Origin of the sequence: Nocardioides sp. GCM10023255 (genome assembly GCF_042653125.1) — a bacterium.
GTDB lineage: Bacteria > Actinomycetota > Actinomycetes > Propionibacteriales > Nocardioidaceae > Nocardioides.
Map to the genome: position 1 here is coordinate 200,084 of NZ_JBHSHU010000010.1, position 25,230 is coordinate 225,313.

Below are 25,230 nucleotides of genomic sequence, written 5' to 3' on the forward strand. Positions count from 1 at the left end.
ACGGGACGGGGCCGCGGCGCAGGGCCCGGCGCCGAGGTCGTGGGTCGAGGGCCGCCCAGAACCGCGCGCAGCGCGGAACTATGCCTCGACGACCACCGGAATGATCATCGGCCGACGCCGGTGCGTCTGGTTGACCCACCGACCGACGACGCGGCGTACGGTCTGCTGCAGCTGGTAGGAGTCGGTGTTCCCCTCCGCGACGGCCCGGTCGAGGGCGTCGATGATCGGCTGCTTGATGGCGTCGAAGGTCGAGTCGTCCTCGGCGAAGCCGCGGGCGTGGATCTCGGGGCCGCTGGACACCTTGCCGGTCACGGAGTCCACCACGACGATGACCGAGATGAACCCCTCCTCGCCGAGGATGCGGCGGTCCTTGAGGTCGGACTCGGTGATGTCGCCGACCGAGGACCCGTCGACGAAGACGTAGCCGCAGTCGACCTTGCCGACCACCGAGGCGACGCCGTCGACCAGGTCGACCACCACGCCGTCCTCGGCCAGCACCACGTTCGGGACGCCGGTGGCCCGGGCCAGGTCGGCGTTGGCGCGCATGTGCCGGATCTCGCCGTGGACGGGGAGCACGTTCTTCGGCTTGACGATGTTGTAGCAGTAGAGCAGCTCGCCGGCGCTGGCGTGGCCGCTGACGTGGACCAGGGCGTTGCCCTTGTGCACGACCTTCGCGCCCCAGCGGGCGAGCCCGTTGATGACGCGGTAGACGGCGTTCTCGTTGCCGGGGATCAGGCTGGAGGCGAGCAGGACGGTGTCGCCCTCCTCGATGTGCACGAAGTTGTGGTTGCGCTGGGCGATCCGCGACAGCGCGCTCATCGGCTCGCCCTGCGAGCCGGTGGAGATGAGCACCTGGCGCTCGGGCGGCAGGTCGGCGAGGTCCTTGGTGTCGACGAGCACCGATGGCGGCACCTTGAGGTAGCCGAGGTCGCGCGCGATCGCCATGTTGCGGACCATCGAGCGGCCGACGTAGGCGACCTGCCGCTCGTGCGCGTACGCCGCGTCGAGCACCTGCTGGACCCGGTGCACGTGGGAGGCGAAGCAGGCGACGATGACGCGCTGCTGCGACTCGTGGAAGACCCGGTCGATGACCGGGGTGATGGACTTCTCGGCGGGGGTGAACCCGGGCGTCTCGGCGTTGGTGGAGTCGGTGAGGAAGAGGTCGACCCCCTCCTCCCCCAGCCGGGCGAAGGCGCGCAGGTCGGTGATCCGGCCGTCCAGCGGCAGCTGGTCCATCTTGAAGTCGCCGGTGTGCAGCACCATGCCGGCGCCGGTGCGGATCGCCACGGCCAGCGCGTCGGGGATGGAGTGGTTGACCGCCACGAACTCGAGGTCGAAGGGACCGAAGGAGATCCGGTCGCCCTCCTTGACGACGTGGTGGACGGTCTCCTTGAGCCGGTGCTCGCGCAGCTTGCTGCCGAGCAGGGCCAGGGTCAGCTCCGAGCCGACGAGCGGGATGTCGCCGCGCTCGCGGAGGAGGTACGGCGTGGCGCCGATGTGGTCCTCGTGCCCGTGGGTGAGGACGAGCGCCTCCACGGCGTCGAGCCGGTCCCGGATCGAGGACCAGTCCGGGAGGATCAGGTCGACGCCGGGATGGCTGTCCTCGGGGAAGAGCACGCCGCAGTCGACGATCAGGATCCGGCCGTCGTACTCGAAGGCGGTCATGTTGCGGCCGACCTCGCCGAGCCCGCCGAACGGGGTGATCCGCAAACCCCCCTTCGGCAGCGCGGCCGGTGCGGAGAGCTCGGGATGAGGGTGAGACATCTAGTTCCTTAGCAGGCCCGACGCGGCGAGTCCCGCTCGCAGCGCGGCCAGTTCGTCGTCGTCCAGCGGCACCAGCGGCCCGCGGACGTTGCGGTTGTCGAGGACGCCGAGCAGCTGGAGTGCTGCCTTGGCGGTGGTCGCTCCGTAGTTGGGGACGCCCATGACGGCGTCGATCGCGGGGAGCATCCGCGTGAAGAGGGTGAGGGCCTCGGCGTGGTCGCCGGCCAGGTAGGCGTCGACCATGGCCCGGATCAGGTCACCGGCCGCGTGGCCGACGACGGAGACGACGCCGGCGGCGCCGTGGGCGAGCCAGCCGAGGGTGTTGGCGTCGTCGCCGGAGTAGAGCGCGTAGCCCATCTGCATGATCTTGACGCCGCGGGCGTAGTCGCCGACGGCGTCCTTGACGGCCACGACCGGCTCGAGCGCCATCGCCTGCTCGTAGACCTCGAGCGAGATCTGCGTCCCGGTGCGGCCGGGGACGTCGTACAGCATCACGGGGACGTTGCTGGACTCCACGACGGTGCGGAAGTGGTGGAGCACCCCGGCCTGGCCGGGCTTGTTGTAGTAGGGGGTGACGAGCAGCAGGCCGTCGGCGCCGATCTTCTCGGCCTGCTGGGCCAGCTCGACGGAGTGTGCGGTGGCGTTGGTGCCCACGCCGGCGACGACCGAAGCGCGGTCGCCCACGGCGTCCTTGACGGCAGCCAGGATCTGGCCGTCCTCGGCCACGCTGGTGGTCGGGGACTCGCCCGTGGTGCCGGAGACGACGACGCCGTCGTGGCCGTGCTCGACGAGGTGCGCCGCGATCCGGGCGGTGCCGTCGAGGTCGACCGACCCGTCGTCGTGGAAGGCGGTCGCCATCGCGGTCAGCACGCGGCCGAACGGAGCCTCGGGCAGGTTCGTCATGGGCAACAGGCTATCGCCCGCCGGTCCGTGCTCCGACCACCGCACGGGACGGGCGATCCGGACGACCGGGTCTTTCTGCCCTGCCCCCGCCCGGTGCTGCGCTGCACCGTGGACCTGAAGGAGGAGACCATGACTGTTCTCGTCGTCTACGGGAGCCGCTACGGCGCCACCCAGGGCATCGCGGAGCGCATCGCCGAGACCCTGCGGGCCTGCGGGCAGCAGGTCGATGTCGAGGAGGGATCGGAGTTCATCGACGCCAAGCGGTACGACGCGTTCGTGATCGGCAGCGCGGCGTACCAGGGCTCGTGGCTCGAGGGCCCGGTGGAGTTCGTGATGCACCACGTGGACCTGCTCGCCGAGCGTCCGGTGTGGCTGTTCAGCAGCGGCCCGCTCGGGCGCCCGGACAGTGAGGCGGACAGACGCGGCCAGCTCGAGGTGACCCGTCCGCGGCAGTTCGCCGAGATGGAGGAGGCGCTTGCCCCGCGCGGGGCGCAGGTGTTCTACGGGGCGTTGCAGCCGGAGAAGCTGCGCCGCTTCGACCGGCTGGTGCGTCGGGTGCCGCGGGGACGCCAGCTGCTGCCCGCGGGCGACTTCCGCGACTGGACCGCTGTGGACGAGTGGGCGCGCCAGATCGCGGCCGAGCTGCCGCGCAGCGTGCAGCCGGAGGGGTCGACGTGAGCGGCTGGCTGATCGGCCTGGTGGTCCTCGCCGTCGTCGCGGTGGTGCTGGCGCTGTCGGTCCGCATCGTGAAGCAGTACGAGAAGGGTGTGCTGTTCCGGCTCGGTCGGGTGATCGGGGTGCGCGAGCCGGGACTGCGCTTCATCATCCCGGTGGTCGACGTGCTGCACCGGGTGTCGTTCCGGATCGTGACGATGCCGATCCAGAGCCAGGGCATCATCACCCGCGACAACGTGAGCATCGACGTCGCCGGGGTGGCGTACTACCGCGTGGTGGACGCCGTGAAGTCCGTGGTGGCGATCGAGAACGTCGCGGCCGCGATCAACCAGATCGCCCAGACCACGCTGCGCAACGTCGTGGGCCAGCACACGCTGGACCAGACGCTCTCGGAGACCGACGCGATCAACGTGAGCATCCGCGAGATCCTGGACCGCGCCACGGCCGAGTGGGGCGTGGTGGTGACGCTGGTCGAGCTCAAGGACATCCAGCTCCCCGAGAGCATGAAGCGGGCGATGGCCCGCCAGGCCGAGGCGGAGCGGGAGAAGCGGGCGAAGATCATCGCGGCGGAGGGCGAGTCCGCGGCCGCGGCGGCGCTGGGGAGCGCCTCGGACATCATGATGGCCCATCCGCTGGCGCTGCAGCTGCGGAACCTGCAGAGCCTGATCGAGATCGGCGTCGACAAGAACACCACCGTGGTCTTCCCGGCGCCCCTGATGAGCACCATCGGCGACCTCGGCGCGTTCCTGCGCCGCGAGACGCTGGCGGCCGCCGGCGGGACCCCGGAGACGCCGGGGAGGCCGGGGAGGCCGGTCCCCGTCTCAGACGTGGGGCATGACCTCCTCGGCGACAAGCCGCACGTGGTCGAGGTCTGAGAGGTCCAGCACCTGCAGGTAGACGCGCTCGGTGCCGAGCGCGGCGAAGCGGGCGATCTTGTCGACGACCTCCTGCGGCGTGCCCGCCAGTCCGTTGGCGCGCAGCTCGTCCTTGTCGCGGCCGATGGCGGCGGCACGCCGCTCGACCTCGGCCTCGTCCCTGCCGACGCACACGACCAGCGCGTTGGACCAGACGAGCTCGTCGGGGTCGCGACCGATCTCCTCGCACGCCCGGCGGACGCGCACGAACTGGGTCCCGGTGAGCTCCTCGTCCACGAACGGCAGGTTGAACTCGTCGGCGTACCGTGCGGCCAGCGCGGGCGTGCGCCGCTTCCCCCGGCCACCGACCAGGATCGGAGGGCGCGGCCGCTGCACCGGCTTGGGCAGCGCCGGCGAGTCGGCCAGCCGGTAGTGCTCGCCGTCGTGGGAGAACCGCTCCCGCTCGGGCGTGCCCCACAGGCCGGTGATGACCGCGAGCTGCTCCTCGAAGCGGTCGAACCGCTCCCCCGTGTCGGGGAAGGGGATGCCGTACGCCGCGTGCTCCTGCTCGAACCATCCCGCACCGATGCCGAGCTCGACGCGGCCGCCGCTCATCTGGTCGACGTTCGCGACCGCGATCGCGAGCGGGCCGGGATGGCGGAAGGTCGCGCTGGTCATCATGGTGCCGAGCCGGATGGTGGTGGTGTCGCGCGCCAGGCCGGCGAGGGTCACCCACGCGTCGCTCGGGCCAGGCAGCCCCTCGGTGCCCATGCCGAGGTAGTGGTCGGACCGGAAGAACGCCCCGAACCCGCACTCCTCGGCGGTGCGCGCGACGGCGAGCAGGTCGTCGTACGTCGCGCCCTGCTGGGGTTCGGTGAAGATGCGCAGCTCCATGGCGCCCACCCTGCCAGAGCGGGGGTCAGTACTCCCGGCGCCGGCTCCACCAGACCCGGTCGTACTCCTCGCCGGGCTCGCGGCGGGTCTCGGTCCATTCGCTGGGGTCGAAGGAGGGGTAGAGCACGTCGCCCTCGGGGTCGCGGTGGACCTCGGTGATGACCTGCTCGTCGGCGAGCGGCATGGCGGCGGCGTACACCTGCGCGCCGCCGGCGACCATCACGTCGCCCGACAGCTCGTCGGCCCGGGCCAGGGCCTCGTCGAGGTCGTGCGCGACCAGGACCCCGTCCGCGTGCCAGGCGGGGTCGCGGGTCAGGACGATCGTGGTGCGGCCGGGCAGGGGGCGACCGATGGAGTCGTAGGTCGTGCGTCCCATGACCAAGGTGTGGCCGAGGGTGAGCTCCTTGAACTGCGCCTGCTCACCCGGGATCCGCCAGGGGATGTCCGGTCCGTTGCCGATGACGCCGTTCTCGGCGACGGCCGCGACGAGGACGACGCGCTTGCCCTGAGCAGTGGTCATACCGCGATGGGGGCCTTGATGCCGGGGTGCGGGTCATAGCCCTCCACCGCGATGTGCTCGAGGTCGAACTCGTCCAGCGCAGTCACCGACGGGTCGAGCACGAGCCGGGGCAACGGCCGGGGCTCCCGGGTCAGCTGGAGACGGGCCTGGTCGAGGTGGTTGAGGTAGAGATGGGCGTCGCCGAGCGTGTGGACGAAGTCGCCCACCTCGAGGTCGGTCACCTGGGCGACCATGTGCGTCAGCAGGGCGTAGGAGGCGATGTTGAACGGCACGCCGAGGAAGACGTCGGCCGACCGCTGGTAGAGCTGGCAGCTCAGCCGTCCCCGGCCCGACTCGGTGGGGGCGACGTAGAACTGGAACATCGTGTGGCAGGGCGCGAGCGCCATCTGCGGGATGTCGGCGACGTTCCACGCCGAGACGATGTGGCGGCGGGAGTCGGGGTTGCTGCGGATCTGCTCGACGACCTGCGCGATCTGGTCGACGTGGCGCCCGTCCGGCGTGGGCCAGCTGCGCCACTGGTAGCCGTAGACCGGCCCGAGGTCGCCGTTCGCGTCGGCCCACTCGTCCCAGATCGTGACGCCGCGGTCCTGCAGCCACTTCACGTTGGTGTCGCCGCGCAGGAACCACAGCAGCTCGGCGAACACCGAGCGGGTGTGGATCTTCTTGGTCGTGACGAGGGGGAACCCGGCGGCGAGGTCGAAGCGCATCTGGTGACCGAAGACGCTGCGGGTGCCGGTGCCCGTCCGGTCGCCCTTCTCGACGCCCTCGTCGAGCACGCGCTGGAGGAGATCGAGGTAGGCCTGCACGGGGCGAGACTACCGCCGGGCGGGGCGCTCGTGGCCGAGGCGCTCGGCGCCGGACGCCGAGTGGTCGAGCGGCGGGCGCCGGTCAGGGCGGTCGACACGCGGGCGGGGGGGGCAGGCGGCGGAACAGGGCAGCACGGCAGGCCCGATCGCCCGGTGGGTGCCGGGTGGTCGGGCCTGCCGTGCTGCTCTGCGTGCTCAGTTGGTGTCGAGGCGGATGGTGCCGTGGGGTGTGACGAGGTAGCTGCGGCCGTGGGGGCCGGGCCACTCATACGTGCCGTCGCGTCTGCGTCGGTAGCGCCAACGTCCTGACGTCTTGCAGCGGTGATGTCGCCGGCAGAGTGGGGCGAGTCGGTCGGGTGCGGTCTGGCCGGGTGGTCCGCCCTCGTCGATCGGGATATAGGGGTCGATGTGGTCGAGGTCGGACCGTCTCGCGTCGATCTGGCACCAGGGGAAGACGCAGTGGCCGTCGCGGAGGATGACCAGCTCGGCCATCCACGGGGGTGGGTCGTGCTGGTCGACCGCGTTGCGGCTGTTCATGTCGAGGATGGGCTGGACGGTGACGCGTGACCTGCCGACCCACTGCTTGATGAGGTCGATGGTGGCGGGGCCGAGCCGCTCGACCGTGCCGGTCACCGTCCCGCTCGTGCCGGGCTCAGTGGGGCAGCCGGTGGCGAGGTCGGCCAGGTTGAGGTGGAGGTAGAGCCGGGTCCTGGGCGGCCGCGGCTTCGCGGCCGCCGATGCGGCGGCCCGCCCGGGGTCCTGCCCGGGGTCCTGCCCGGGGTCCTGTCCGGGGTCCTGTCCGGTGTTCTGGCCGGTGTTCTGGCCGGTGTTCTGGCCGGTGACGGAGAGGAGGTCGAGGGTGGCCTGCTGGGCGGCGATCACACCGAGGGCCTTGGCCTTGCGGACCTCGAGCTCGTCGGTGTCGCCCATGGCCTTGAGCTGGGCGGCCTGGTCGCAGACCAGGTCGTGGAAGGCGGTCAGGTCGAGGGTGTCCCCGGCGACATCGAGGTAGGAGGTGCCGTCGAACCGGCCGGGGTGGTCGTGCCGCAGCGTGACGTGCCAGCCAGCCCTCCCCTTGTTCTCCTTCTGGGCGATCAGGTCGGGGTCGAACGTCGCGATCGCGTGCGCCACCGTCGTCTCGACCGCCCGCCACCCGCACGAGGACAACCTCGGGGCGAGCTGCTCGTCCACGTACGCGGCTCCCGTCTTGGAGAGCCGGTGGGTGGCCTGGGCGACCTGCCGGGCCCGGTACGGCTCCACCGCCAACTGCTGGACCAGCCGCCAGATCCGGGGCAGCCGGAACCGCAGGTCCAGCGCGTCCGCGATCAGCGCCATCCCCGCGGTGGTGGAGATCCCCAGCGTCGCGGCGACCGGCTCCGGCGCGAACGCCGCCACCGCCGGCGTGCCGTCACCACCCAGGGACTCATCGGTCAGCAGCACGCTCGGGCCGCCCCAGGTCGCCACCCCGGTGTCGACGGTGGCGGGGTGCAGCACCGCCCACTGCAGCGCGAGCCGGAGCTTGCCCCGCTCCTCGGCACGGGCGCCCTGCCGGCGGATCTCGAGGAGCTCGAGCACGCCGTCCGCGTCGAGGTCCTCGACCTCGACCGGATCCCAGTTGGCGCCTGTTTCGAACATGCGTCCATGATCGCATCGACCACCGACACTCACCCCCCGGAAACGGTCCGATCCGGCGCCGCTGGAGAAATGCAAAAGTAAAACTTTCGAGCGGCGCGCCGGCGGGACCGCAAGCCGGGCGACGCGCTCGGGCCCCGGCGTACCTCTCCCCGTAGCTGCCAAAGACCGCAACCACCCGCGACCCGCAGGCCCGCGGACGAGCGGCGAGCCACCCGACGCTGGACGACTACAGCGCGACCTCACCCGCAACGGTCGTGAGCGCGTCCCCGCCGACCCAGATCGTGTCGCCCTCGGTCTCGATGTGCACCCGCCCCCGGCGACCGAGGACCGTGCCCTGGGAGGAGACGTACGACGCGGGCAGCCGGTCGCCGGCCAGCCACTGGGCGATGCCGGCGTTGAGCGAGCCGGTGACGGGGTCCTCGGGCATGCCGTAGCCGGGGCAGAAGGCGCGCACCTCCACGGCCACGTCGCCGTCGGCGTACTCCCCCACGACGCCGATCTTGAGGTCGTCGAAGACGGCCCAGTCCGGCTCGAGCGCCAGGACGGCGTCGGCGTCGCGCAGCCGCACCCCGACCCAGCCGGGGCCGTTGTCGATCCAGGCGGACTCGAGCAGGTCCGAGCGCTCGACGCGCAGGGCAGCGGCGATCCGCACCAGGTCGGCCTCGTCCACGGGGCCCGACCGCGTCAGCGGCGGTGCCGCGAAGGCCATCCGTCCCTGCGCGCCGCCGGCACGTCGCAGCCTCACCAGCCCGGCCCCGCACTCCTGCACGACGACGTCTGAGGCGGCCGGGACTCCCCCGGCCTCCAGCCACGCGTGCGCGGAGCCGATGGTCGGGTGCCCGGCGAAGGGCAGCTCGCCGCCCGGGGTCCAGATCCGCAGCCGGTAGTCGGCACCGGGCTGGGTGGGCTCGAGGAGGAAGGTCGTCTCGGACAGGTTGGTCCAGCGCGCGAAGCGCGCCATCTCGTCGTCACTGATCCCGTCGGCGTCGTGCACGACCGCGACGGGGTTGCCCAGCAGGGGCTCGGCGGAGAAGACATCGACCTGGCTGAAGCGGCGCATGGGCGCCACGCTAGTGGTCAGCGGGCCAGCACGGGGAGCACCCCGGTCTGGGGGATGGAGGTGACCGTGAAGCAGGTGCGCTCGCCGAGGTGACAGGTCCGCAGCTCGTAGGGCCCGTTGTACGACGTCCGCGTGAACTCGACGTCCTGGCGCTCGCCGGTGCGGTGCGCGACCACGTAGGTCACCTCGTCGTCGGGGCCCAGCGTCGCGGCCATCGCGACGTCGCGACGGCGCAGGCCCGTCCAGAGCTTGTCGCCCGAGCGCGTGTCGTAGATCAGCACCGGCCCGAACGCACCGCCGAACCGCCTGCTCGTCGTCCTGGTGAGGACGTACTCACCCCCAGGGGAGAGCTGGGCGCCGCGCCCCTGCCGCACGAACTCCACGCTGAAGAACGGCTGCACGATGCGGATCCGGTCCACTCCCGCCCGGCGCACGATCGTGGCCGCCGACACGTCGAGGAGGCCGTCCACGTCGACGAGGGTCGCCTGGTCGGGCACCCATCCCCAGTCCCCGTCCTCGCCCGCGTAGAACACCTGGTTGCCGTCGACGGCGATCGGCTGGTTCTCCTGCACGCTGTCGTGGCGCGGCCCGAGCGTCGGCAGCTCGCGGACCGCGAAGGGCTGCCGCGTGTCGACGTCGTAGACCACCAGCTGCGGGGCCGGGCCCTGCGGCTCCATCTGCGGGGCCGGGACCCGGGGGTCCACCCACGCCACCCAGCCCTGGTGCTCGGAGGCGACGACCGGGGCGCCGACAGCCTTGCGACCGATCGTCGCCAGCGACCCGTCACCGTCCACCAGGACGACGTTCCCCTCCGCATCCCCCACGACCGCTCCGTCACCCAGCCCGACCACCTCCTCGACGTGGGGCAGCTCGACGGTCACGTGGGCGAGGTGGAGCACGCCGCCGGCCCACCAGGCGACCGAGGCGGGGTTCTCGGCGCGGACCACCCCGGTCGGGCCCGGCGATCCCTCGGGCTCCCCCGAGGGCCGCGCCCCGATCCAGGTCGCGACGCCGACCACGACCAGGACGCCCGCCACGCACGCTGCCACCACCCGCCAGCGGCGCCCCCGCGTCGCGCGGGCCGCGGCGACCACCTCGTCGACCGGAGCCGCCGGCACCTCCACTCCCTCGCCCGCGAGGCGGAACACGTCCTCGGCGAGCTGCTCGGTCATCGCGGCGCCTCCCAGAGCCGCTCCAGGTCGAGCCGGTCACGGGCGGTGGCCAGGCTCGACTCGACCTCGTCCTCGGGAACCCCGAGCAGGGCGGAGATCTGGGGCTCGACCAGGCCGGCGACGTACCGGAGCACCACGACCTCCCGCTGCTCGACCGGCAGGCCGTCGAGGGCCTCCTCGAGCGCGATCCGCAGCAGTACGGCGTCGGTCGGCTCGACGACCTGCGTGGCACCGGACGACGCGGGTGTCTCGGGCGACCCCGCTGCGCGACCCCCGACACGGGCGCGGGCGCGGCCCAGGACGTCGAGGACCGTGCGGTAGACCTCGACGTCGATGTCCAGGGACTCCCGCACCCTGCTCCAGCCGAGGTAGCACCGGGCCAGCCCCTGGCGCGCGATCTCCTCGGCCTCCGGCTGCGGCGACCCGAGCAGGACCAGCGTGCGCACGAGCGCCGGCCAGCGCGCCGTCATGTAGGCGGCGAAGTCGCTGTCGTGGCGCATGTGGACATCCTTCGGCACGGAGGCACGGTGGACCAGACCTCACGCGTGCCCGGTCACCTGCTCTTCGGAGCCGCGGTCCCTCCGGATCGCGCCGTGCGGCAGGGACGCCTCAGGCGTGCAGCGACATCGGCCCGTAGACCTGCCGGTCGTGCTCGAACAGCGTCACCGCGTCGACACCCTCGGCGGCCAGGTCCGACCAGCACTCCCCCACCCACGACTCGGCGTCCGCCTGGCTGGCGAAGCGCTCGCCGGCGAAGTCCTCGGACACCGACACCTCGGCGCCGGCGGCGTTCTCGAGCCGCCACCACCAGGGCCGGTCGGCGGCCGCGGGCTGACGGAACGTCGGGGGCTGCTCGGGAAGGTTCACCGGTTGATCACGCCTCTCGCACGGACGGGTCGACGAAGGGGGGCTTGACGAGCTGGAAGATCTCGCGTCGGCCGCGGACGTCCACGCCCACCTCGGCCTCGGCGTTGACGAAGGACGGCACCAGCGCCAGGCCGATGCCCTTGCGCAGCGTGGGTGAGAACGTGCCGGAGGTGATCTCGCACAGGGGCACGTCGGGGGTCAACGAGACGCTCATGCCCGGCCGCGGGATGCCGCGACCGACGGCGACCAGGCCGCGCAGCACGCGCTCGGGGCCACGCTCCTTCTCCGCGAGCAGCACGTCGCGGCCCCAGAATGCCGGCTTCGACCAGCCGACGGCCCAGCCGAGCCGGCCCTGGTTGGGCGTCACGTCGAGGCTGATGTCCTGGCCGTGCAGCGGGTAGCCCATCTCGGTGCGCAGCGTGTCGCGGGCGCCGAGGCCGCAGGCGAGGATGCCGTGCTCCTCGCCCGCCGCCATCAGGGCGTCCCACAGCGGGACGGCGACCTCGTTGGGCGCGATCAGCTCGTAGCCGCGCTCACCGGTGTAGCCGGTGCGGCACACCACGACGGTCGCTCCACGGAACTCGGTCTCCGCGAACGACATGTAGTCGTGCCCGGTGGGCAGCCCGATCGCGTCGAGCACGTCGTCGGACTTCGTGCCCTGCACCGCGAGCACGGCGAAGTCGCGGTGCTGGTCGGTGACGGTCACGCCCTCGGGCGCGGTCGCCGCGAGGCGGCGTACGACCTCGGCGGTGTTGGCGGCGTTGGGCACCAGCAGCACCCGCTCGTCGTCGTGGAGGTAGACGATCAGGTCGTCGACGATCCCGCCCGTCGCGTCGTCGCAGCACAGCGTGTACTGCGCCTTGCCGGGTGCGATCCGGCCGAGGTCGTTGGTCAGGGTGGCGTTGACGTACGCCGCGGCGCCGGGCCCGCTGACCAGGGCCTTGCCGAGGTGGCTGACGTCGAAGATGCCCACGGACTCGCGGACCGCGGTGTGCTCCTTGACCACGCCGGAGGGGTACTCCAGCGGCATCGACCAGCCGCCGAACTCGGAGAACTTCGCGCCGAGGGCGACGTGCCGCTCGTGGAGGGGGGAGGTCAACAGGTCGGGTGCGGCCGGCTGGTCGGACATGGACGCGAACCTACCGCAGCCACCCGCGCTGGTAGGGCGCTGGCTATCCTGCCCCGGTGACGTCGTACATCCTCCGCAATGCGAGCCCCGCCAAGACCCGCACCGATGCCGTCGTGGTCGGTGTGGTGCAGGACAAGAAGGGCGCCTCGATCGCGCCGGGCGGGGAGGACGTCGCCAAGGCGTACGGCCGCAAGCTGCGCCCCCTGCTCGCGACGCTCGGCGTCACCGGCAAGGCCGGCGAGGTCGTGAAGGTGCCCACCTCCGGCGCCCTGACCACGCCGCTGCTGGTCCTGGTCGGCCTCGGCAAGCAGGTCGACGCCACGTCCGTACGCCGGGCCGCGGGCGTCGCGGCGCGCGCGGTCACCAACGCCGCCAGCGTGGCGGTGGCGCTGCCCGCGGAGACCCCGGAGCTGGTGCGCGCGGTGACCGAGGGCTACGAGCTGGGCGGCTACGCGTTCACGGCGTACAAGAAGGACACGAAGAAGGACGACACGGCGCCCGGTGAGGTCGTGCTGCTCTGCGCGTCGGCGCGCAAGAAGGAGACCATCACCGCCTTCGAGGAGGCCCGGATCGTGTCCCGTGCCGTCGCCGGCACCCGCGACTGGGTCAACACCCCGCCCGGCGACCTGACCCCACCGAAGTTCGCGGACGCGGTCGCCGCCGCGACCAAGGAGCTGACCAAGGGCCGCGGCGCACCCAAGGTCGGCATCCGGGTGCTCGACGAGAAGGAGCTCGCCGAGCTCGGCTGCGGCGGCATCCTCGGCGTCGGAGCCGGCTCGTCCGCCCCGCCTCGCCTCGTCGAGCTGACCTACGCCCCCAAGGGCGCCACCAAGCACCTCGCCCTGGTCGGCAAGGGCATCACCTTCGACTCCGGCGGCCTGACCATCAAGCCGGCGCAGAGCATGGGCGAGATGAAGTCCGACATGGCCGGCGCGGCCGCGGTCGTGCAGGCGACCTTCGCGATCGCCGAGCTCGGCCTGCCGGTCAGGGTCACGACCTACGCCCCCATGGCCGAGAACATGGTGTCGGGCTCCGCGATCCGGCCCGGCGACGTGCTGACGATGTACGGCGGCAAGACCGTCGAGGTGCTGAACACCGACGCCGAGGGCCGCCTGGTGCTGGCCGACGCGCTCGTGCGCGCCACCGAGCAGGCGCCCGACGTCATCCTCGACGTCGCCACCCTGACCGGACACATGGTGGTGGCGCTCGGCGACCGGGTCGCCGGCGTGCTCGGCTCCGAGGAGGTCGTGCAGGACGTGCTGACCGCCGCGGAGACGGCAGGCGAGGCGATGTGGCCGATGCCGATCCCCGAGGTGATGAGCGAGCGGATCACGTCGAGCAAGATCGCGGACCTCGCCCAGCACGACTGGATCCGCTGGGGCGGCGGGCTGTTCGCCGCGGCGTTCCTGCGGGAGTTCACCGCGGGCCTGCCCTGGGCACACCTCGACATCGCCGGGCCGTCGTTCAACTCCGGTGGCGCGTGGGGCCACACCACGGCCGGCGGCACCGGTGTCGCGGTCGCGACCCTGGTCGACTACGCGCGCACCCTCGCCTGAGCAGTCCGGTCAGAGGCCCTGCTGCTTGCGGCGGCGGTTGTAGTCGCGCATCCGCTGCGGCACGCCCACGACGGCGGCGTCGTACGACGGCACGTGGTGGCTGTTGCAGAACCGGTGCGCCCAGTCGACCGAGGGCACCCGGCGGCGGGTCCACTCGCCGTCGTGCGCCACGAGGAGCAGCGTCACGTCGCTGACCGCGGTGCGCGGCTCGACGAAGCCCTCGACGCCGCGCCGCGCCGCGACCCACTCGTTCAGGTGCTGCTCGTCGACCCGGCTCGCGGCGCGGACGCGCGTCGAGCCGGTGCGTGCAGCGTCGCGTGCGGGCCGGCTCATGCGGGGACCTGAGCCGCGGCGGAAGCGGTCGAACAAACCCATGCCACCGATTGTGCCTCGTTGCTACTCGCCAGTCGCTCAAGGCCGGTGTGGACACGGTTGCCAGAAGTGCAAAGATGGGGCCGACAATCGCCCGTGACACTCGGAAGGACCAGCGTGGCCGACGCCGACTACGACGTACTCATCCTCGGCGCAGGCTCCGGCGGCTACGCCTGCGCCCTGCGCGCAGCACAGCTCGGGCTGACCGTCGGCCTCGTCGAGAAGGGCAACCTCGGAGGCACCTGCCTGCACGTCGGCTGCATCCCGACCAAGGCGCTGCTGCACGCCGCGGAGGTCGCCGACTCGACCCGCGAGTCCGCCCAGTTCGGCGTCCGCGCGACGCTCGAGGGCATCGACATGGACGGCGTGAACTCCTACAAGGACGGCGTCGTCTCCCGGCTCTTCAAGGGCCTGACCGGACTCATCAAGTCGCGCGGCATCACCGTCATCGAGGGCGAGGGCCGGCTCACCGGTCCCAAGCAGGTGACGGTCGGCGGCGCGACGTACTCCGGCAAGCACGTCGTGCTGGCGTCGGGCTCCTACTCCCGGTCGCTGCCCGGCCTCGACATCGACGGCGAGCGCGTCATCAGCTCCGAGCACGCACTGCGCCTGGACCGCGTGCCGTCCTCGGTGATCGTGCTCGGCGGCGGCGTCATCGGCTGCGAGTTCGCGAGCGTCTGGAAGAGCTTCGGCGCCGACGTGACGATCATCGAGGCGCTGCCCCGGCTCGTGGCCGTCGAGGACGAGGCCTCCTCCAAGGCCCTCGAGCGGGCCTTCCGCAAGCGCAAGATCGACTTCCGGACCGGCACGCCGTTCCAGAGCGTCAAGCACACCGAGACCGGCGTGGCCGTGACCGTCGAGGGCGGCGACGTGATCGAGGCCGAGCTGCTGCTGGTGGCGGTGGGCCGCGGCCCGTCGACCGACGGCCTCGGCTACGACGAGCAGGGCGTCGCCATGGAGCGCGGCTTCGTGCTCGCCGACGAGCGCTGCCGCACCAACCTCGACGGCGTCTACGCCGTCGGCGACATCGTCCCGGGCCTGCAGCTGGCCCACCGCGGCTTCCAGCAGGGCATCTTCGTGGCCGAGGACATCGCCGGCCTCGACCCGCAGCCCATCGACGAGGCGGGCATCCCGCGCGTCACCTACTCGCACCCCGAGATCGCCTCGGTCGGGCTCGACGAGGCCAAGGCCTCGGAGAAGTACGGCGCCGACGGCATCGAGACCGTCACCTACGACCTCGGGGGCAACGGCAAGAGCCAGATCCTGAAGACCCAGGGCTTCGTGAAGCTGGTGCGCCAGAAGGACGGCCCGGTCGTCGGCATCCACCTCGTCGGCGACCGCGTCGGCGAGCTGATCGGCGAGGCGCAGCTGATCTACAACTGGGAGGGGCACGCCGAGGACGTGGCTCCCCTGGTCCACGCGCACCCGACCCAGAACGAAGCGCTCGGCGAGGCCCACCTGGCCCTGGCCGGCAAGCCCCTGCACGCCCACTCCTGACCCGAACCACCACCAGAACTCCCCACGAAGAGACGCGAGCGAAGGAACTCCATGGCCACCGAAGTCAACCTGCCGGCACTCGGCGAGTCCGTCACCGAAGGCACCGTCACCCGCTGGCTGAAGTCGGTCGGTGACACCGTCGCCGTCGACGAGCCGCTGCTCGAGGTCTCCACCGACAAGGTCGACACCGAGATCCCCTCGCCGGTCGCGGGCACCCTGCTCGAGATCAAGGCGCAGGAGGACGACACCGTCGAGGTGGGCGCCGTGCTCGCCATGATCGGCGACGAGGGCGAGTCGTCCGGCGACGCCGGCGGCTCCGACGAGTCCGCCGAGCAGTCGGACGAGCAGCCCGCCGAGGACCAGGTCGAGGAGCAGCAGGCCGAGGAGCCCGCCGCCGCCGAGGAGCCGGCCCCGGCCGCCGAGGAGGCCGAGAAGCCCGCCGCCGAGACGAAGCCCTCCGGGGGCTCCGGCACGTCGGTCACCCTGCCCGCGCTGGGCGAGTCGGTCACCGAGGGCACCGTCACCCGCTGGCTGAAGAAGGTCGGTGAGGAGGTCGCGGTCGACGAGCCGCTGCTCGAGGTCTCCACCGACAAGGTCGACACCGAGATCCCCTCCCCCGTCGCCGGCACCCTGCTCGAGATCAAGGTCGAGGAGGACGAGACCGTCGAGGTCGGCGCAGAGCTCGCCGTCATCGGCGACAAGGACGCGGCCCCCGCCGAGAAGGCTCCCGAGCCGGAGCCGGAGCCGGAGCCCGAGCCCGAGCCGAAGCAGGAGGAGAAGGCGCCCGAGCCCGAGCCGGAGCCCGAGCCCAAGCAGGAGGAGAAGGCGCCCGAGCCGCAGAAGCAGCCGGAGCCCGAGCCCCAGCAGGCGCCGGCCGCCGAGAGCAGCGACCGCGGCGAGCAGGCCGGCTACGTCACCCCGCTGGTCCGCAAGCTCGCGACCCAGCACGACGTCGACCTCTCCACCGTGACCGGCACCGGCGTCGGCGGCCGGATCCGCAAGCAGGACGTGCTCGAGGCCGCCAAGGCCAAGGAGGCTCCGGCGCCCGCGCCGGCCGCCGCCCAGCAGGCCCCGGCTGCTGCGTCCTCGGCGCCGGCCGCTCCCGCTGCGACCCCGTCGCCGCTGCGCGGCAAGACCGAGAAGATGTCGCGCCTGCGCAAGATCATCGCGAGCCGGATGGTCGAGTCGCTGCAGACCTCGGCCCAGCTGACCCAGGTCATGGAGGTGGACGTCACCAACATCGCGCGGCTGCGCGAGGCGTCGAAGGCCGACTTCCTGGCCCGCGAGGGCGTGAAGCTGACCTACCTGCCGTTCTTCGCCAAGGCGGCGATCGACGCGCTGAAGGTGCACCCGTCGCTCAACGCGACGATCGACACCGAGGCCGGCGAGGTCACCTACTTCGACCGCGAGAACGTCGCGTTCGCGGTGGACACCGAGAAGGGCCTGCTCACCCCGGTGGTCAAGGACGCCGGCGACCTGTCGATCGCCGGGCTGGCGAAGAAGATCGCCGACGTCGCCGAGCGCACCCGCACCAACAAGATCGGTCCGGATGAGCTGTCCGGCGGCACGTTCACGATCACCAACCTCGGCAGCTTCGGGGCCCTCTTCGACACCCCGATCATCAACAAGCCGCAGGTCGCGATTCTCGGCCCCGGCGCGGTCGTCAAGCGCCCGGTGGTCATCGACGACCCGAACCTCGGCGAGACGATCGCCGTGCGTTACATGGTCTACCTGTCCCTGTCCTACGACCACCAGCTGGTCGACGGCGCGGACGCGGGCCGGTTCCTCAAGGACGTCAAGCAGCGCCTGGAGTCCGGCCAGTTCGAGGTCTGAGCCCGACCCGGCACGACGAGGCCCCGGTGACCGCACGGTCGCCGGGGCCTCGTGTCATCTCGCCTGTGATGTCACGAAACGTGCCGGACTATCCTCTAGAAGTCGTCGTCGAAGGACACCTGGCCGGTGACTCCGACCTGGTACGCCGAGACCCGGCGCTCGAAGAAGTTCGACAGCTCCTGCACGTCCTGCAGCTCCATGAAAAGCAAGGGGTTCTTCGAGCCGTAGATCCTCGGCAGGTCGAGGCGTTCCATGCGCTGGTCGGCGACGTACTCCAGGTAGGAGCGCATGTCGGCCGTGGACAGGCCGGCCACGCCCTGCCCGAGCAGGTCCTCGGCGAACTGCGCCTCGGCGTCGACCGCCTCGGTGACCATCTCCCGGACCCGGGCCGCCAGCTCGTCGTCGAACAGGTCGGGCTCCTCGGCACGCACGGTGTCGACGACGTCGAACGCGAACGCCATGTGCATCGACTCGTCGCGGAACACCCAGTTCGTCCCGGAGGCCAGCCCGTTGAGCAGCCCGCGGGAGCGCAGGAAGTAGACGTAGGCGAAGGCGCCGTAGAAGAACAGGCCCTCGATGCAGGCCGCGAAGCAGATCAGGTTCAGCAGGAAGCTGCGCCGGTCCTCCTTCGTCTCGAGGCGGCGTACGTCGAAGAGCTCGTCGATCCAGCGGAAGCAGAAGTCCGCCTTGTGCTTGATCGAGGGGATGTTGTCCACCGCGGCGAACGCCTCGTGCCGCTCCTTCTCGTCGGGGACGTAGGTGTCGAGCAGGGTCAGGTAGAACTGCACGTGCACCGCCTCCTCGAACAGCTGGCGCGACAGGTAGAGCCGGCCCTCGGGCGAGTTCACGTGCTGGTAGAGGTTGAGCACGAGGTTGTTCGCCACGATCGTGTCGCCGGTGGCGAAGAACGCGACCAGCCGCGACACGAGGTGCCGCTCGGCGGCGGACAGCTTCGCGAGGTCCTTGAGGTCGGTGTGCAGGTCGACCTCCTCGACCGTCCAGGTGTTCTTGATGGCGTCGCGGTAGCGCTCGTAGAAGTGCGGGTAGCGCATCGGTCGCAGGGTGAGGTTCATGCCCGGGTCGAGCAGCATCCTCCTGGTCCCGGCGGTCGTGTCCTCGGTGGTCGTCGTCATTCGCAGGCCTCGCAGGTCTCGGGGTTCTCCAGGGAGCAGGCGACCGCCTCCTGATCGGGCACCACGGCGCGCGCGGCGCCGACGGTCGTCTGCTGGATGCGCGTCGCCGGCCGCGAGCGCAGGTAGTACGTCGTCTTCAGCCCGGCCTTCCAGGCGTGGAGGTACATCGAGCTGAGCTTCCCGATCGTCGGGCTGGGCAGGAACAGGTTCAGCGACTGGCTCTGGTCGACGTAGGGCTGCCGGGCGGCGGCCATGTCCACCAGCGCCCGCTGCGGCAGCTCCCACGCGGTCCGGAAGAGCAGCCGCACGTCCTCCGGGATCGCGGCGATCCCCTGCACGGAGCCCTCCTGACGCTTCACCTGCTCACGCACCTCGGTGGTCCACAGGCCGCGCGAGCGCAGCTCGCGTACCAGCGCGGCGTTGACCTGGAGGAACTCCCCCGACAGCGTCTCGCGCTTGAACAGGTTCGACACCTGCGGCTCGATGCACTCGTAGCAGCCGGCGATCGAGGCGATCGTGGCGGTCGGCGCGATCGCCACCAGAAGCGAGTTGCGCAGCCCGTGCTCGGCCACCTGCTCGCGCAGCCGCGCCCAGCGCTCGGCCTGGGTGGGCGTCACGCCCCACAGGTCCGGCTGCAGGTCGCCGCGCGCGGCGCGGGTGTCGGCGTACGCCGGGTGGGCGCCGTGCTCCGCGGCCAGCTCGGCCGAGCGCTCGAGCGCGGACAGGTGGATCTCCTCGGCGATCCGCGTCGACAGCTCCCGCGCCTCGTCGGAGTCGAACGGCAGCCCCAGCGCGAAGAAGACGTCCTGGAGCCCCATGCAGCCCAGGCCGACCGGGCGCCAGCGCGGGTTCGACGCCGCGGACTCCGGGCTCGGGTAGTAGTTGATGTCGATCACGCGGTCGAGGTAGGTCACCGCGGTGCGCACGGTGGCGCGCAGCCTGTCCCAGTCGACGTCGCCGTCGACGAGGTGCTGGGCGAGGTTGACCGAGCCGAGGTTGCACACCGCGGTCTCGGCGTCGCTGGAGACCTCGATGATCTCGGTGCACAGGTTCGACAGGTGCACGACGTTGCCCGGCACCGCGGTCTGGTTGCAGGTGCGGTTGGCGGCGTCCTTGAAGGTCATCCAGCCGTTCCCGGTCTGGGCCAGGGTCCGCATCATCTTCGCGTAGAGATCCCGCGCCCGCACCCGGCGTACGACGCGTCCGTCGGCCTCCGCGGCCCGGTAGGCCCGGTCGAACTCCTCGCCCCACAGGTCGGGCAGCTCCGGTGCGGCGTCCGGGTCGACCAGGCTCCACTCCTCGTCGGCCTCGACCCGGCGCATGAACTCGTCGGGCACCCAGTGGGCGAGGTTGAGGTTGTGGGTGCGCCGGGCGTCCTCGCCGGTGTTGTCGCGCAGCTCGAGGAACTCCTCGACGTCGGGGTGCCACGGCTCGAGGTAGACGCACGCCGCGCCCTTGCGCCGGCCGCCCTGGTTCACCGCCGACACCGAGGCGTCGAGGGTGCGCAGGAACGGCACGATCCCGTTGGAGTGGCCGTTGGTGCCCCGGATCAGCGCGCCCCGGGAACGCACCCGGGAGAACGAGATCCCGATGCCGCCGGCGAACTTCGACAGCGCCGCGACCTGCGCGTAGCGGGCGTAGATCGACTCCAGCTCGTCGCGCGGGCTGTCGACGAGGTAGCACGACGACATCTGGGTGTGCCGGGTCCCGGAGTTGAAGAGTGTCGGCGAGCTCGGCAGGTAGGCCAGCGACGCCATCAGCCGGTAGAGCTCGATCGCCTCGGCCGGCGTGGTCGCCAGCCCGCACGCGACCCGCATCAGCCAGTACTGCGGGGTCTCGACGACCAGCCGGGTCTCCGGGTGCCGCAGCAGGTAGCGGTCGTAGACCGTCCGCAGCCCGAAGTACTCGAACCGCAGGTCGTTGGTGGTGTCGACGGCCTGGTCGAGCTTGCGGGCGTTGGCCTCGACGAAGTCCGCGGTGGCGTCGCCGACCAGGCCCTCGAGCCGCCCGAGCCGGACGGACTGGCTGAAGGACGCGATCTGCTGGCCGGCGACCTCCTTCTCGACGTACGCCGCCAGCAGGCGAGCGGCCAGCCGGGAGTACTCCGGCTCGTTGGCGGTCAGCTCGGCCGCGGTCTGGATGGACAGCCGGTCCAGCTCGGCGGTCGTGGCGCCGTCGTACAGGCCGGAGATGGTGCGCGTCGCCACGGTGAGCGGCTCGACGTGCGACAGGCCGGTCGCGCAGCGCTCGACCGCGCGGACGATCTTGTTGAGGTCGACCGGCTCGGTGTCGCCGTTGCGCTTGCGGACGACCATCGGGGACCTGGTGGTCCCGACGTCGGCCCCGGTCCCGGCACCGCCGGATGGGGTGTGGGTCTGGTCTGTGTCGATCTGGGTCATGCTGCTCTCTCCTCGCGAGCTCGCCGTATGCCGGGGACCTGCGAGGAGACGACGACGCGGACGCGACCCGGTCACCAGGGCGCGTCCGTGCTGTCGTGCGACCCACCCGCGAGGTCCGCGACGTACCGCGCACAGGTCGTGCGCGGGCGCTGGCAGGTCTTCGGACTCGTGGGCACAGCTCGACCCCTACTGACCGTCGCTTCCCAGCTCCATGGTGCGGAGCCAGTGCGTGTGACGGCGTTCGTTCCCACTCACCGCTGCGGGGCAGTCCCGGACTCGCACCGGGTTCCCTCTTGCCCCGGGGCGCCACCTGCAGGCGACGCTCCGGACCAGCTCGACCACCATATCCAGTGGCATACGTCGATCACCGGCACCACATCTTGTGTCGGCGTGTCGCGACGTTGGGGGCGGGTGACAGGCTGTCGGCATGCGGATCGTGATCGCCGGCGCGTCCGGCTTCCTCGGGAGCAACCTCGGCTACGAGCTGCGTCAGCGGGGCCACCTGGTGACCCGGCTGGTGCGCAGGCCGGCGCAGGAGCCCGACGAGTCCACGTGGGACCCGTACGCCGGCACCTACGAGCGCGACGCCATCGAGGACTGCGACGTCGTGGTCAACCTGGCCGGGACCCCGACCGCGGGCAACCCCCACTCGGCGCGGTGGGCGCGCGAGCTGCGCGAGAGCCGCGTGACCACGACGCGGGTGCTCGCCCGCGCCATCGCCGAGAGCGGGTCGAAGCCCGCGTTCCTCGCCGGCAACGGCATCTCGTGGTACGGCGACCACGGGGACCAGGTGCTGACCGAGGCCTCCGACAGCCGTGGCCACGCCCTGCTCACCGAGGTGACCCGCGACTGGCAGGCCGCGACCACGCCGGCGGCCGAGGCCGGCGCGCGCGTCTGCGTGCTGCGCACCGCGCCCGTGATGGACCGGCGCAGCGAGCCGCTCAAGCAGCTGCGGCTGCTCTTCAAGGCGGGGCTGGGTGCGCGGCTCGGCGACGGGCAGCAGTACATGGCGATGATCTCGCTGCGCGACTGGGTGGGCGCGGTGGCCCATCTCGCCGAGCACCCCACCGCCAGCGGTCCGTTCAACCTCTGCTGCCCCGAGACCCCGACCAACGCCGAGTTCACCAAGGCGCTGGCCCGGGCCGTGCACCGACCCGCGATCGCGTTCGTGCCGAAGACGGCGCTCCGGGTGGGCGCGGGCCGGATGGCGCCCGAGCTGCTGGGCTCGCTCAACGTCCGGCCGGCGGCGCTGGCCGAGTCCGGCTACGAGTTCCGTGACCGCGACGTCGACGCCGTGCTGCGCACGGGGCTCGCCTCCTGACCCTGCCTCCGCGCAGTCAGGGCGCGGCGACCCAGCGCGCCAGCGTGCTCTCGAGCAGCGCGGGCACGACCGGCTTGGTCAGGAAGTCGTCCATGCCCGCGTCCCGGCAGCGCTCCCGCTCCTCCGCGGTCGCCGCGGCCGTCATCGCGATGATGGGGATCCGGCGGCCGTCCCCGCGCATGGCGCGCACCGCGCGGGTCGCGTCGAAGCCGTCCATCACCGGCATCTGGCAGTCCATCAGGATCGTGTCGAAGCCGTCGGGCTCGTCGGCCAGCGCGGCCACCCCGGCGGCCCCGTTGTCGGCGATCACCACGTCGTAGCCGAGCCCGCGCAGCACCCCCTCGGCGACCAGCTGGTTGACCTCGTTGTCCTCCACCACCAGAACGCGGCCGCGCGACGCGCCGGGCCCGACGCTCACCGGCGCCGGCGCCGCCAGCCGCTCCTCGCCGCGCCCGCCGAGCGTGGCCAGGGTGTCGAGGAGGCGCGAGGGCAGCACCGGCTTGGCGAGGAAGGCGTCGAGGCCCGCGTCGGCGAGCCACTCGGCGCCGGGCTCGAAAGCCGACGACAGCAGCGCGAGACGGGTGTCGCGGTGCCGCTCCTCGGCCCGGATGATCCGGGCGAGCTGCTCGCCGTCGGCGCCGGGCATCATGTAGTCGAGCAGCAGCACGTCGTACCTCTGGTCGTGCCGGACGGAGGCGTCGAGCTCGACCAGGGCGTCGTACGCCGACTCCACGACCGTCACGCGCACCCGCCAGGCCTCGAGCTGCTCACGCAGGATGAACCGGTTCGTCTCGTTGTCGTCCACGACGAGCACGTGCAGGCCGGCGACCGCGTCCTGCAGCGTCGACTCCCCAGGCAGCGGCGCCGCCTCGGCGCTCGCGAACGGGGTGGTGAACCAGAAGGTGCTGCCCACCCCTGGCTCGCTGACGACGCCGATCTCGCCGCCGGTCGCCTCCACGATCCGCTTGCTGATCGCGAGGCCCAGCCCGGTGCCGCCGTACTCGCGCGTGGTCGAGCTGTCAGCCTGGGAGAAGGCCGTGAAGAGCTGGCGCTGCGCGGCGGGCCCGATCCCGATGCCCGTGTCGCGCACCTCGACCCGGACGCCCTCGGGACCGGCGCCGGCGCGGACGACCACCTCACCGGCCGCGGTGAACTTCACGGCGTTCGAGACCAGGTTGGTGACCACCTGGCCGAAGCGGACCGGGTCGCCGCGCACCATCGAGGGCAACTCCTCGGCGCTGGCCACCACGAGCTCGAGGCCCTTGGCGCTGGCCCGCTCCGCCACCAGCCCGACGCTCTGCTCGACGATGCTGCGGGGGTCGAAGTCGACCTCCTCCAGGTCGAGGCGGCCCGCCTCGATCTTGGACAGGTCGAGGATGTCGTTGACGAGCGCGAGCAGCGAGCGCCCCGCCTGGTCCACGCCCTCGGCGAGGCGGCGCTGGTGGGGGGTGAGGTCGGTGCGGCTGAGCAGCTCGCTCAGGCCGATGACGCCGTTGAGGGGCGTGCGGATCTCGTGGCTCATGGTGGCGAGGAACTCCGACTTGGCGCGGGACGCGGCCAGCGCGTCGTCGCGGGCGGCGGCCAGCGCCTTGCCGGCCTCCTCGCGCTCGGAGACGTGGGCCAGCAGCACCAGCGTCTGGGCGAAGATCGCGACGTCGGACGCGGCGGCCTCCTCCCGGACGCCGGTGTCGGAGACCACCACGCAGGCGAGCCGCTCGCCGGCGAGCGCCGGACCCGCGATCAGCACGGCACCGTCCGGCCCCGGGGCCTGGACGACGGTGCGCTCGGCGGCAGCCCGGGCCGCGAGGTCGCGGGCGGCGGCCAGCACGTCCTCGTCGTACTCGCGCCAGCCGGTCGGGAAGTGCAGGAGCCCGCCCGTGTCGGTGGGGTCGGGAGCGGACACGAGCACCGCCGGCCACCGGGCGTAGGGGCGGACCACCGCCTCGGAGGCGACCAGCACGTCGACCAGCGTGTCCGACTCGTTGGCCGCTGCGGCCATCGCGCTGAGGAACTCCAGGCCCTGCTCCGCCTCCTTGCTCTCGGTGATGTCCTGCACCGTGCCGCCCAGCCGGACGACCGCACCGGAATCGTCACGGACCACCCGGGCGCGGGTGCGGACCCAGCGCACCGCGTCCCCCGTGGGGGTCGCGAGCCGCGTGTCCATGGCGAGCTCCTCCCCGTGGGCCATCAGCTCCTCGTACGCCGCGACGGCGGCCGGGCGGTCCTCGGGGTGCAGGAGCTCGAAGAACCGCTCGGCGCTGGGGGTGAAGGTGGCACGGTCCTTGCCGACGAGCCGGTAGAGCTCGTCGGACCAGTGCAGCTCGCCGACCCCGACCTCCCGCTCCCAGCTGCCGATCCCCGCGATGGACTGCGCCTCGGCGAGCTGCACCTCGCGGTGCCGGAGCTCCTCGAGGATGCGGTGCTGCTCGGTGTGGTCGCTCACCCGGTGCAGCCAGCCACGGTGCCGGCCCCCGTCGTCGAGCAGCGGGGTGTGGCTGACCAGCGCCCAGAAGGTGCTGCCGGCGGCCCGGACCAGCCGGAGCTCCTGGTCATCTCCGGGCTCACGCGCGTCGCTGAGCCGGTCGAGGTGGGCCAGGAAGGCCCGGCCTCCCTCCTCGTCGAGGGCGTCCGTGACGGACAGACCGACCATCTCCGCGGACGAACGGCCGAGCATCCGGGCCATCCGGTCGTTCGCGTACGTCGTCAGCCCGGCGTCGTCGAGGACCCACAACCCGTCCGGGACGGCGCGCACCACCCACGACTCCACTGCCTCCATGGGCCGCATGCTCCCGCATCGAGGGCCGCCGCGTCCGCGACGTGCCGGGTTTGGTCGGTGGACG

21 protein-coding genes and 1 riboswitch are annotated in these 25,230 nt (G+C 72.1%); of the genes, 6 read left to right on the plus strand and 15 right to left on the minus strand.

Features of this window, described 5'->3' with window-relative positions; genetic code table 11:
• Positions 1 to 78: 78 nt before the first annotated feature.
• A complete protein-coding gene (locus tag ACFO9I_RS17545; RefSeq protein ID WP_379183167.1) occupies positions 79 to 1,764 on the minus strand; it encodes a ribonuclease J in 1,686 nt (561 codons plus the stop codon).
• On the minus strand, positions 1,765 to 2,667 hold the full coding sequence (dapA, locus tag ACFO9I_RS17550) for a 4-hydroxy-tetrahydrodipicolinate synthase (protein ID WP_379183169.1): 903 nt from the start codon (positions 2,665 to 2,667) through the stop codon (positions 1,765 to 1,767).
• A gap of 129 nt (positions 2,668 to 2,796) precedes the next feature.
• Here dapA and ACFO9I_RS17555 point away from each other — a divergent pair, with 129 nt between their 5' ends.
• A complete protein-coding gene (locus tag ACFO9I_RS17555; protein WP_379183171.1) occupies positions 2,797 to 3,345 on the plus strand; it encodes a flavodoxin domain-containing protein in 549 nt (182 codons plus the stop codon).
• Positions 3,342 to 4,217 (plus strand): slipin family protein, encoded by an 876-nt coding sequence (locus ACFO9I_RS17560; protein WP_379183173.1) that lies wholly within the window; start codon positions 3,342 to 3,344, stop codon positions 4,215 to 4,217. The genes ACFO9I_RS17555 and ACFO9I_RS17560 overlap by 4 nt, the downstream gene beginning before the upstream one ends.
• On the opposite strand, the gene ACFO9I_RS17565 is transcribed toward ACFO9I_RS17560, so the two are convergent.
• The 9 genes from ACFO9I_RS17565 to gcvT form a co-directional block, all read right to left on the minus strand.
• Positions 4,164 to 5,090: an LLM class F420-dependent oxidoreductase gene (locus tag ACFO9I_RS17565; RefSeq protein ID WP_379183175.1), complete on the minus strand. Its 927-nt coding sequence runs from the start codon at positions 5,088 to 5,090 to the stop codon at positions 4,164 to 4,166. The genes ACFO9I_RS17560 and ACFO9I_RS17565 overlap by 54 nt on opposite strands.
• A 25-nt stretch (positions 5,091 to 5,115) precedes the next feature.
• The gene (locus tag ACFO9I_RS17570; RefSeq protein WP_379183177.1) at positions 5,116 to 5,610 is read right to left on the minus strand and encodes a dihydrofolate reductase; all 495 of its coding nucleotides are present in this window, start codon (positions 5,608 to 5,610) and stop codon (positions 5,116 to 5,118) included.
• Entirely contained in the window at positions 5,607 to 6,416 is an 810-nt protein-coding gene (locus ACFO9I_RS17575; protein WP_379183179.1) for a thymidylate synthase, read from the minus strand. Before ACFO9I_RS17575 ends, ACFO9I_RS17570 begins: the two co-directional genes overlap by 4 nt.
• Before the next feature lie 195 nt (positions 6,417 to 6,611).
• Positions 6,612 to 8,051, minus strand: a complete 1,440-nt coding sequence (locus ACFO9I_RS17580; protein ID WP_379183181.1) for an HNH endonuclease signature motif containing protein — start codon at positions 8,049 to 8,051, stop codon at positions 6,612 to 6,614.
• A 226-nt stretch (positions 8,052 to 8,277) separates the two neighbouring features.
• Complete coding sequence (locus ACFO9I_RS17585; RefSeq protein WP_379183183.1) at positions 8,278 to 9,111, minus strand: PhzF family phenazine biosynthesis protein; 834 nt, start codon at positions 9,109 to 9,111, stop codon at positions 8,278 to 8,280.
• A 17-nt stretch (positions 9,112 to 9,128) separates the two neighbouring features.
• The gene (locus ACFO9I_RS17590) at positions 9,129 to 10,283 is read right to left on the minus strand and encodes a hypothetical protein (protein ID WP_379183185.1); all 1,155 of its coding nucleotides are present in this window, start codon (positions 10,281 to 10,283) and stop codon (positions 9,129 to 9,131) included.
• Positions 10,280 to 10,783 (minus strand): sigma factor-like helix-turn-helix DNA-binding protein, encoded by a 504-nt coding sequence (locus tag ACFO9I_RS17595; RefSeq protein WP_379183187.1) that lies wholly within the window; start codon positions 10,781 to 10,783, stop codon positions 10,280 to 10,282. Before ACFO9I_RS17595 ends, ACFO9I_RS17590 begins: the two co-directional genes overlap by 4 nt.
• A 109-nt stretch (positions 10,784 to 10,892) precedes the next feature.
• Entirely contained in the window at positions 10,893 to 11,150 is a 258-nt protein-coding gene (locus tag ACFO9I_RS17600) for a hypothetical protein (RefSeq protein ID WP_379183189.1), read from the minus strand.
• A 7-nt stretch (positions 11,151 to 11,157) separates the two neighbouring features.
• Positions 11,158 to 12,279 carry a glycine cleavage system aminomethyltransferase GcvT gene (gene gcvT / locus ACFO9I_RS17605; protein WP_379183191.1) on the minus strand — a complete coding sequence of 374 codons (1,122 nt, stop codon included), beginning with the start codon at positions 12,277 to 12,279 and terminating at the stop codon, positions 11,158 to 11,160.
• Between the two features lie 56 nt (positions 12,280 to 12,335).
• Here gcvT and ACFO9I_RS17610 point away from each other — a divergent pair, with 56 nt between their 5' ends.
• Entirely contained in the window at positions 12,336 to 13,835 is a 1,500-nt protein-coding gene (locus tag ACFO9I_RS17610; protein WP_379183193.1) for a leucyl aminopeptidase, read from the plus strand.
• A 9-nt stretch (positions 13,836 to 13,844) separates the two neighbouring features.
• Here the strand turns inward: ACFO9I_RS17610 and ACFO9I_RS17615 are convergent, their stop codons facing one another.
• Positions 13,845 to 14,168 carry a hypothetical protein gene (locus tag ACFO9I_RS17615; protein ID WP_379183195.1) on the minus strand — a complete coding sequence of 108 codons (324 nt, stop codon included), beginning with the start codon at positions 14,166 to 14,168 and terminating at the stop codon, positions 13,845 to 13,847.
• Between the two features lie 156 nt (positions 14,169 to 14,324).
• On the opposite strand from ACFO9I_RS17615, the gene lpdA reads away from it, so the two are divergent.
• Positions 14,325 to 15,704, plus strand: a complete 1,380-nt coding sequence (lpdA, locus tag ACFO9I_RS17620; RefSeq protein ID WP_379183663.1) for a dihydrolipoyl dehydrogenase — start codon at positions 14,325 to 14,327, stop codon at positions 15,702 to 15,704.
• Between the two features lie 51 nt (positions 15,705 to 15,755).
• Entirely contained in the window at positions 15,756 to 17,537 is a 1,782-nt protein-coding gene (sucB, locus tag ACFO9I_RS17625) for a 2-oxoglutarate dehydrogenase, E2 component, dihydrolipoamide succinyltransferase (RefSeq protein ID WP_379183197.1), read from the plus strand.
• A 95-nt stretch (positions 17,538 to 17,632) separates the two neighbouring features.
• Here sucB and ACFO9I_RS17630 read toward each other — a convergent pair whose 3' ends face one another.
• A complete protein-coding gene (locus tag ACFO9I_RS17630; protein WP_379183199.1) occupies positions 17,633 to 18,670 on the minus strand; it encodes a ribonucleotide-diphosphate reductase subunit beta in 1,038 nt (345 codons plus the stop codon).
• Positions 18,667 to 21,069, minus strand: a complete 2,403-nt coding sequence (locus ACFO9I_RS17635) for a ribonucleoside-diphosphate reductase subunit alpha (protein WP_379183201.1) — start codon at positions 21,067 to 21,069, stop codon at positions 18,667 to 18,669. The genes ACFO9I_RS17630 and ACFO9I_RS17635 overlap by 4 nt, the downstream gene beginning before the upstream one ends.
• Positions 21,070 to 21,202: 133 nt before the next feature.
• Positions 21,203 to 21,418, minus strand: a riboswitch (cobalamin riboswitch).
• Between the two features lie 78 nt (positions 21,419 to 21,496).
• Here ACFO9I_RS17635 and ACFO9I_RS17640 point away from each other — a divergent pair.
• Positions 21,497 to 22,390 (plus strand): TIGR01777 family oxidoreductase, encoded by an 894-nt coding sequence (locus ACFO9I_RS17640; RefSeq protein WP_379183203.1) that lies wholly within the window; start codon positions 21,497 to 21,499, stop codon positions 22,388 to 22,390.
• A 16-nt stretch (positions 22,391 to 22,406) separates the two neighbouring features.
• Here ACFO9I_RS17640 and ACFO9I_RS17645 read toward each other — a convergent pair whose 3' ends face one another.
• Positions 22,407 to 25,166, minus strand: coding sequence for a response regulator (locus ACFO9I_RS17645; protein ID WP_379183205.1), 2,760 nt, complete (start codon positions 25,164 to 25,166; stop codon positions 22,407 to 22,409).
• Between the last annotated feature and the right edge of the window lie 64 nt (positions 25,167 to 25,230).

Bases quoted from the DNA above. Each gene is read 5' to 3' on its own strand.
- ACFO9I_RS17545 (WP_379183167.1), bottom strand. From the start codon at position 1,764: ATGTCTCACCCTCATCCCGAGCTCTCCGCACCGGCCGCGCTGCCGAAG.
- dapA (WP_379183169.1), bottom strand. From the start codon at position 2,667: ATGACGAACCTGCCCGAGGCTCCGTTCGGCCGCGTGCTGACCGCGATG.
- ACFO9I_RS17555 (WP_379183171.1), top strand. From the start codon at position 2,797: ATGACTGTTCTCGTCGTCTACGGGAGCCGCTACGGCGCCACCCAGGGC.
- ACFO9I_RS17565 (WP_379183175.1), bottom strand. From the start codon at position 5,090: ATGGAGCTGCGCATCTTCACCGAACCCCAGCAGGGCGCGACGTACGAC.
- ACFO9I_RS17570 (WP_379183177.1), bottom strand. From the start codon at position 5,610: ATGACCACTGCTCAGGGCAAGCGCGTCGTCCTCGTCGCGGCCGTCGCC.
- ACFO9I_RS17580 (WP_379183181.1), bottom strand. From the start codon at position 8,051: ATGTTCGAAACAGGCGCCAACTGGGATCCGGTCGAGGTCGAGGACCTC.
- ACFO9I_RS17585 (WP_379183183.1), bottom strand. From the start codon at position 9,111: ATGCGCCGCTTCAGCCAGGTCGATGTCTTCTCCGCCGAGCCCCTGCTG.
- ACFO9I_RS17590 (WP_379183185.1), bottom strand. From the start codon at position 10,283: ATGACCGAGCAGCTCGCCGAGGACGTGTTCCGCCTCGCGGGCGAGGGA.
- ACFO9I_RS17595 (WP_379183187.1), bottom strand. From the start codon at position 10,783: ATGCGCCACGACAGCGACTTCGCCGCCTACATGACGGCGCGCTGGCCG.
- gcvT (WP_379183191.1), bottom strand. From the start codon at position 12,279: ATGTCCGACCAGCCGGCCGCACCCGACCTGTTGACCTCCCCCCTCCAC.
- ACFO9I_RS17615 (WP_379183195.1), bottom strand. From the start codon at position 14,168: ATGAGCCGGCCCGCACGCGACGCTGCACGCACCGGCTCGACGCGCGTC.
- sucB (WP_379183197.1), top strand. From the start codon at position 15,756: ATGGCCACCGAAGTCAACCTGCCGGCACTCGGCGAGTCCGTCACCGAA.
- ACFO9I_RS17630 (WP_379183199.1), bottom strand. From the start codon at position 18,670: ATGACGACGACCACCGAGGACACGACCGCCGGGACCAGGAGGATGCTG.
- ACFO9I_RS17635 (WP_379183201.1), bottom strand. From the start codon at position 21,069: ATGACCCAGATCGACACAGACCAGACCCACACCCCATCCGGCGGTGCC.
- ACFO9I_RS17640 (WP_379183203.1), top strand. From the start codon at position 21,497: ATGCGGATCGTGATCGCCGGCGCGTCCGGCTTCCTCGGGAGCAACCTC.
- ACFO9I_RS17645 (WP_379183205.1), bottom strand. From the start codon at position 25,166: ATGGAGGCAGTGGAGTCGTGGGTGGTGCGCGCCGTCCCGGACGGGTTG.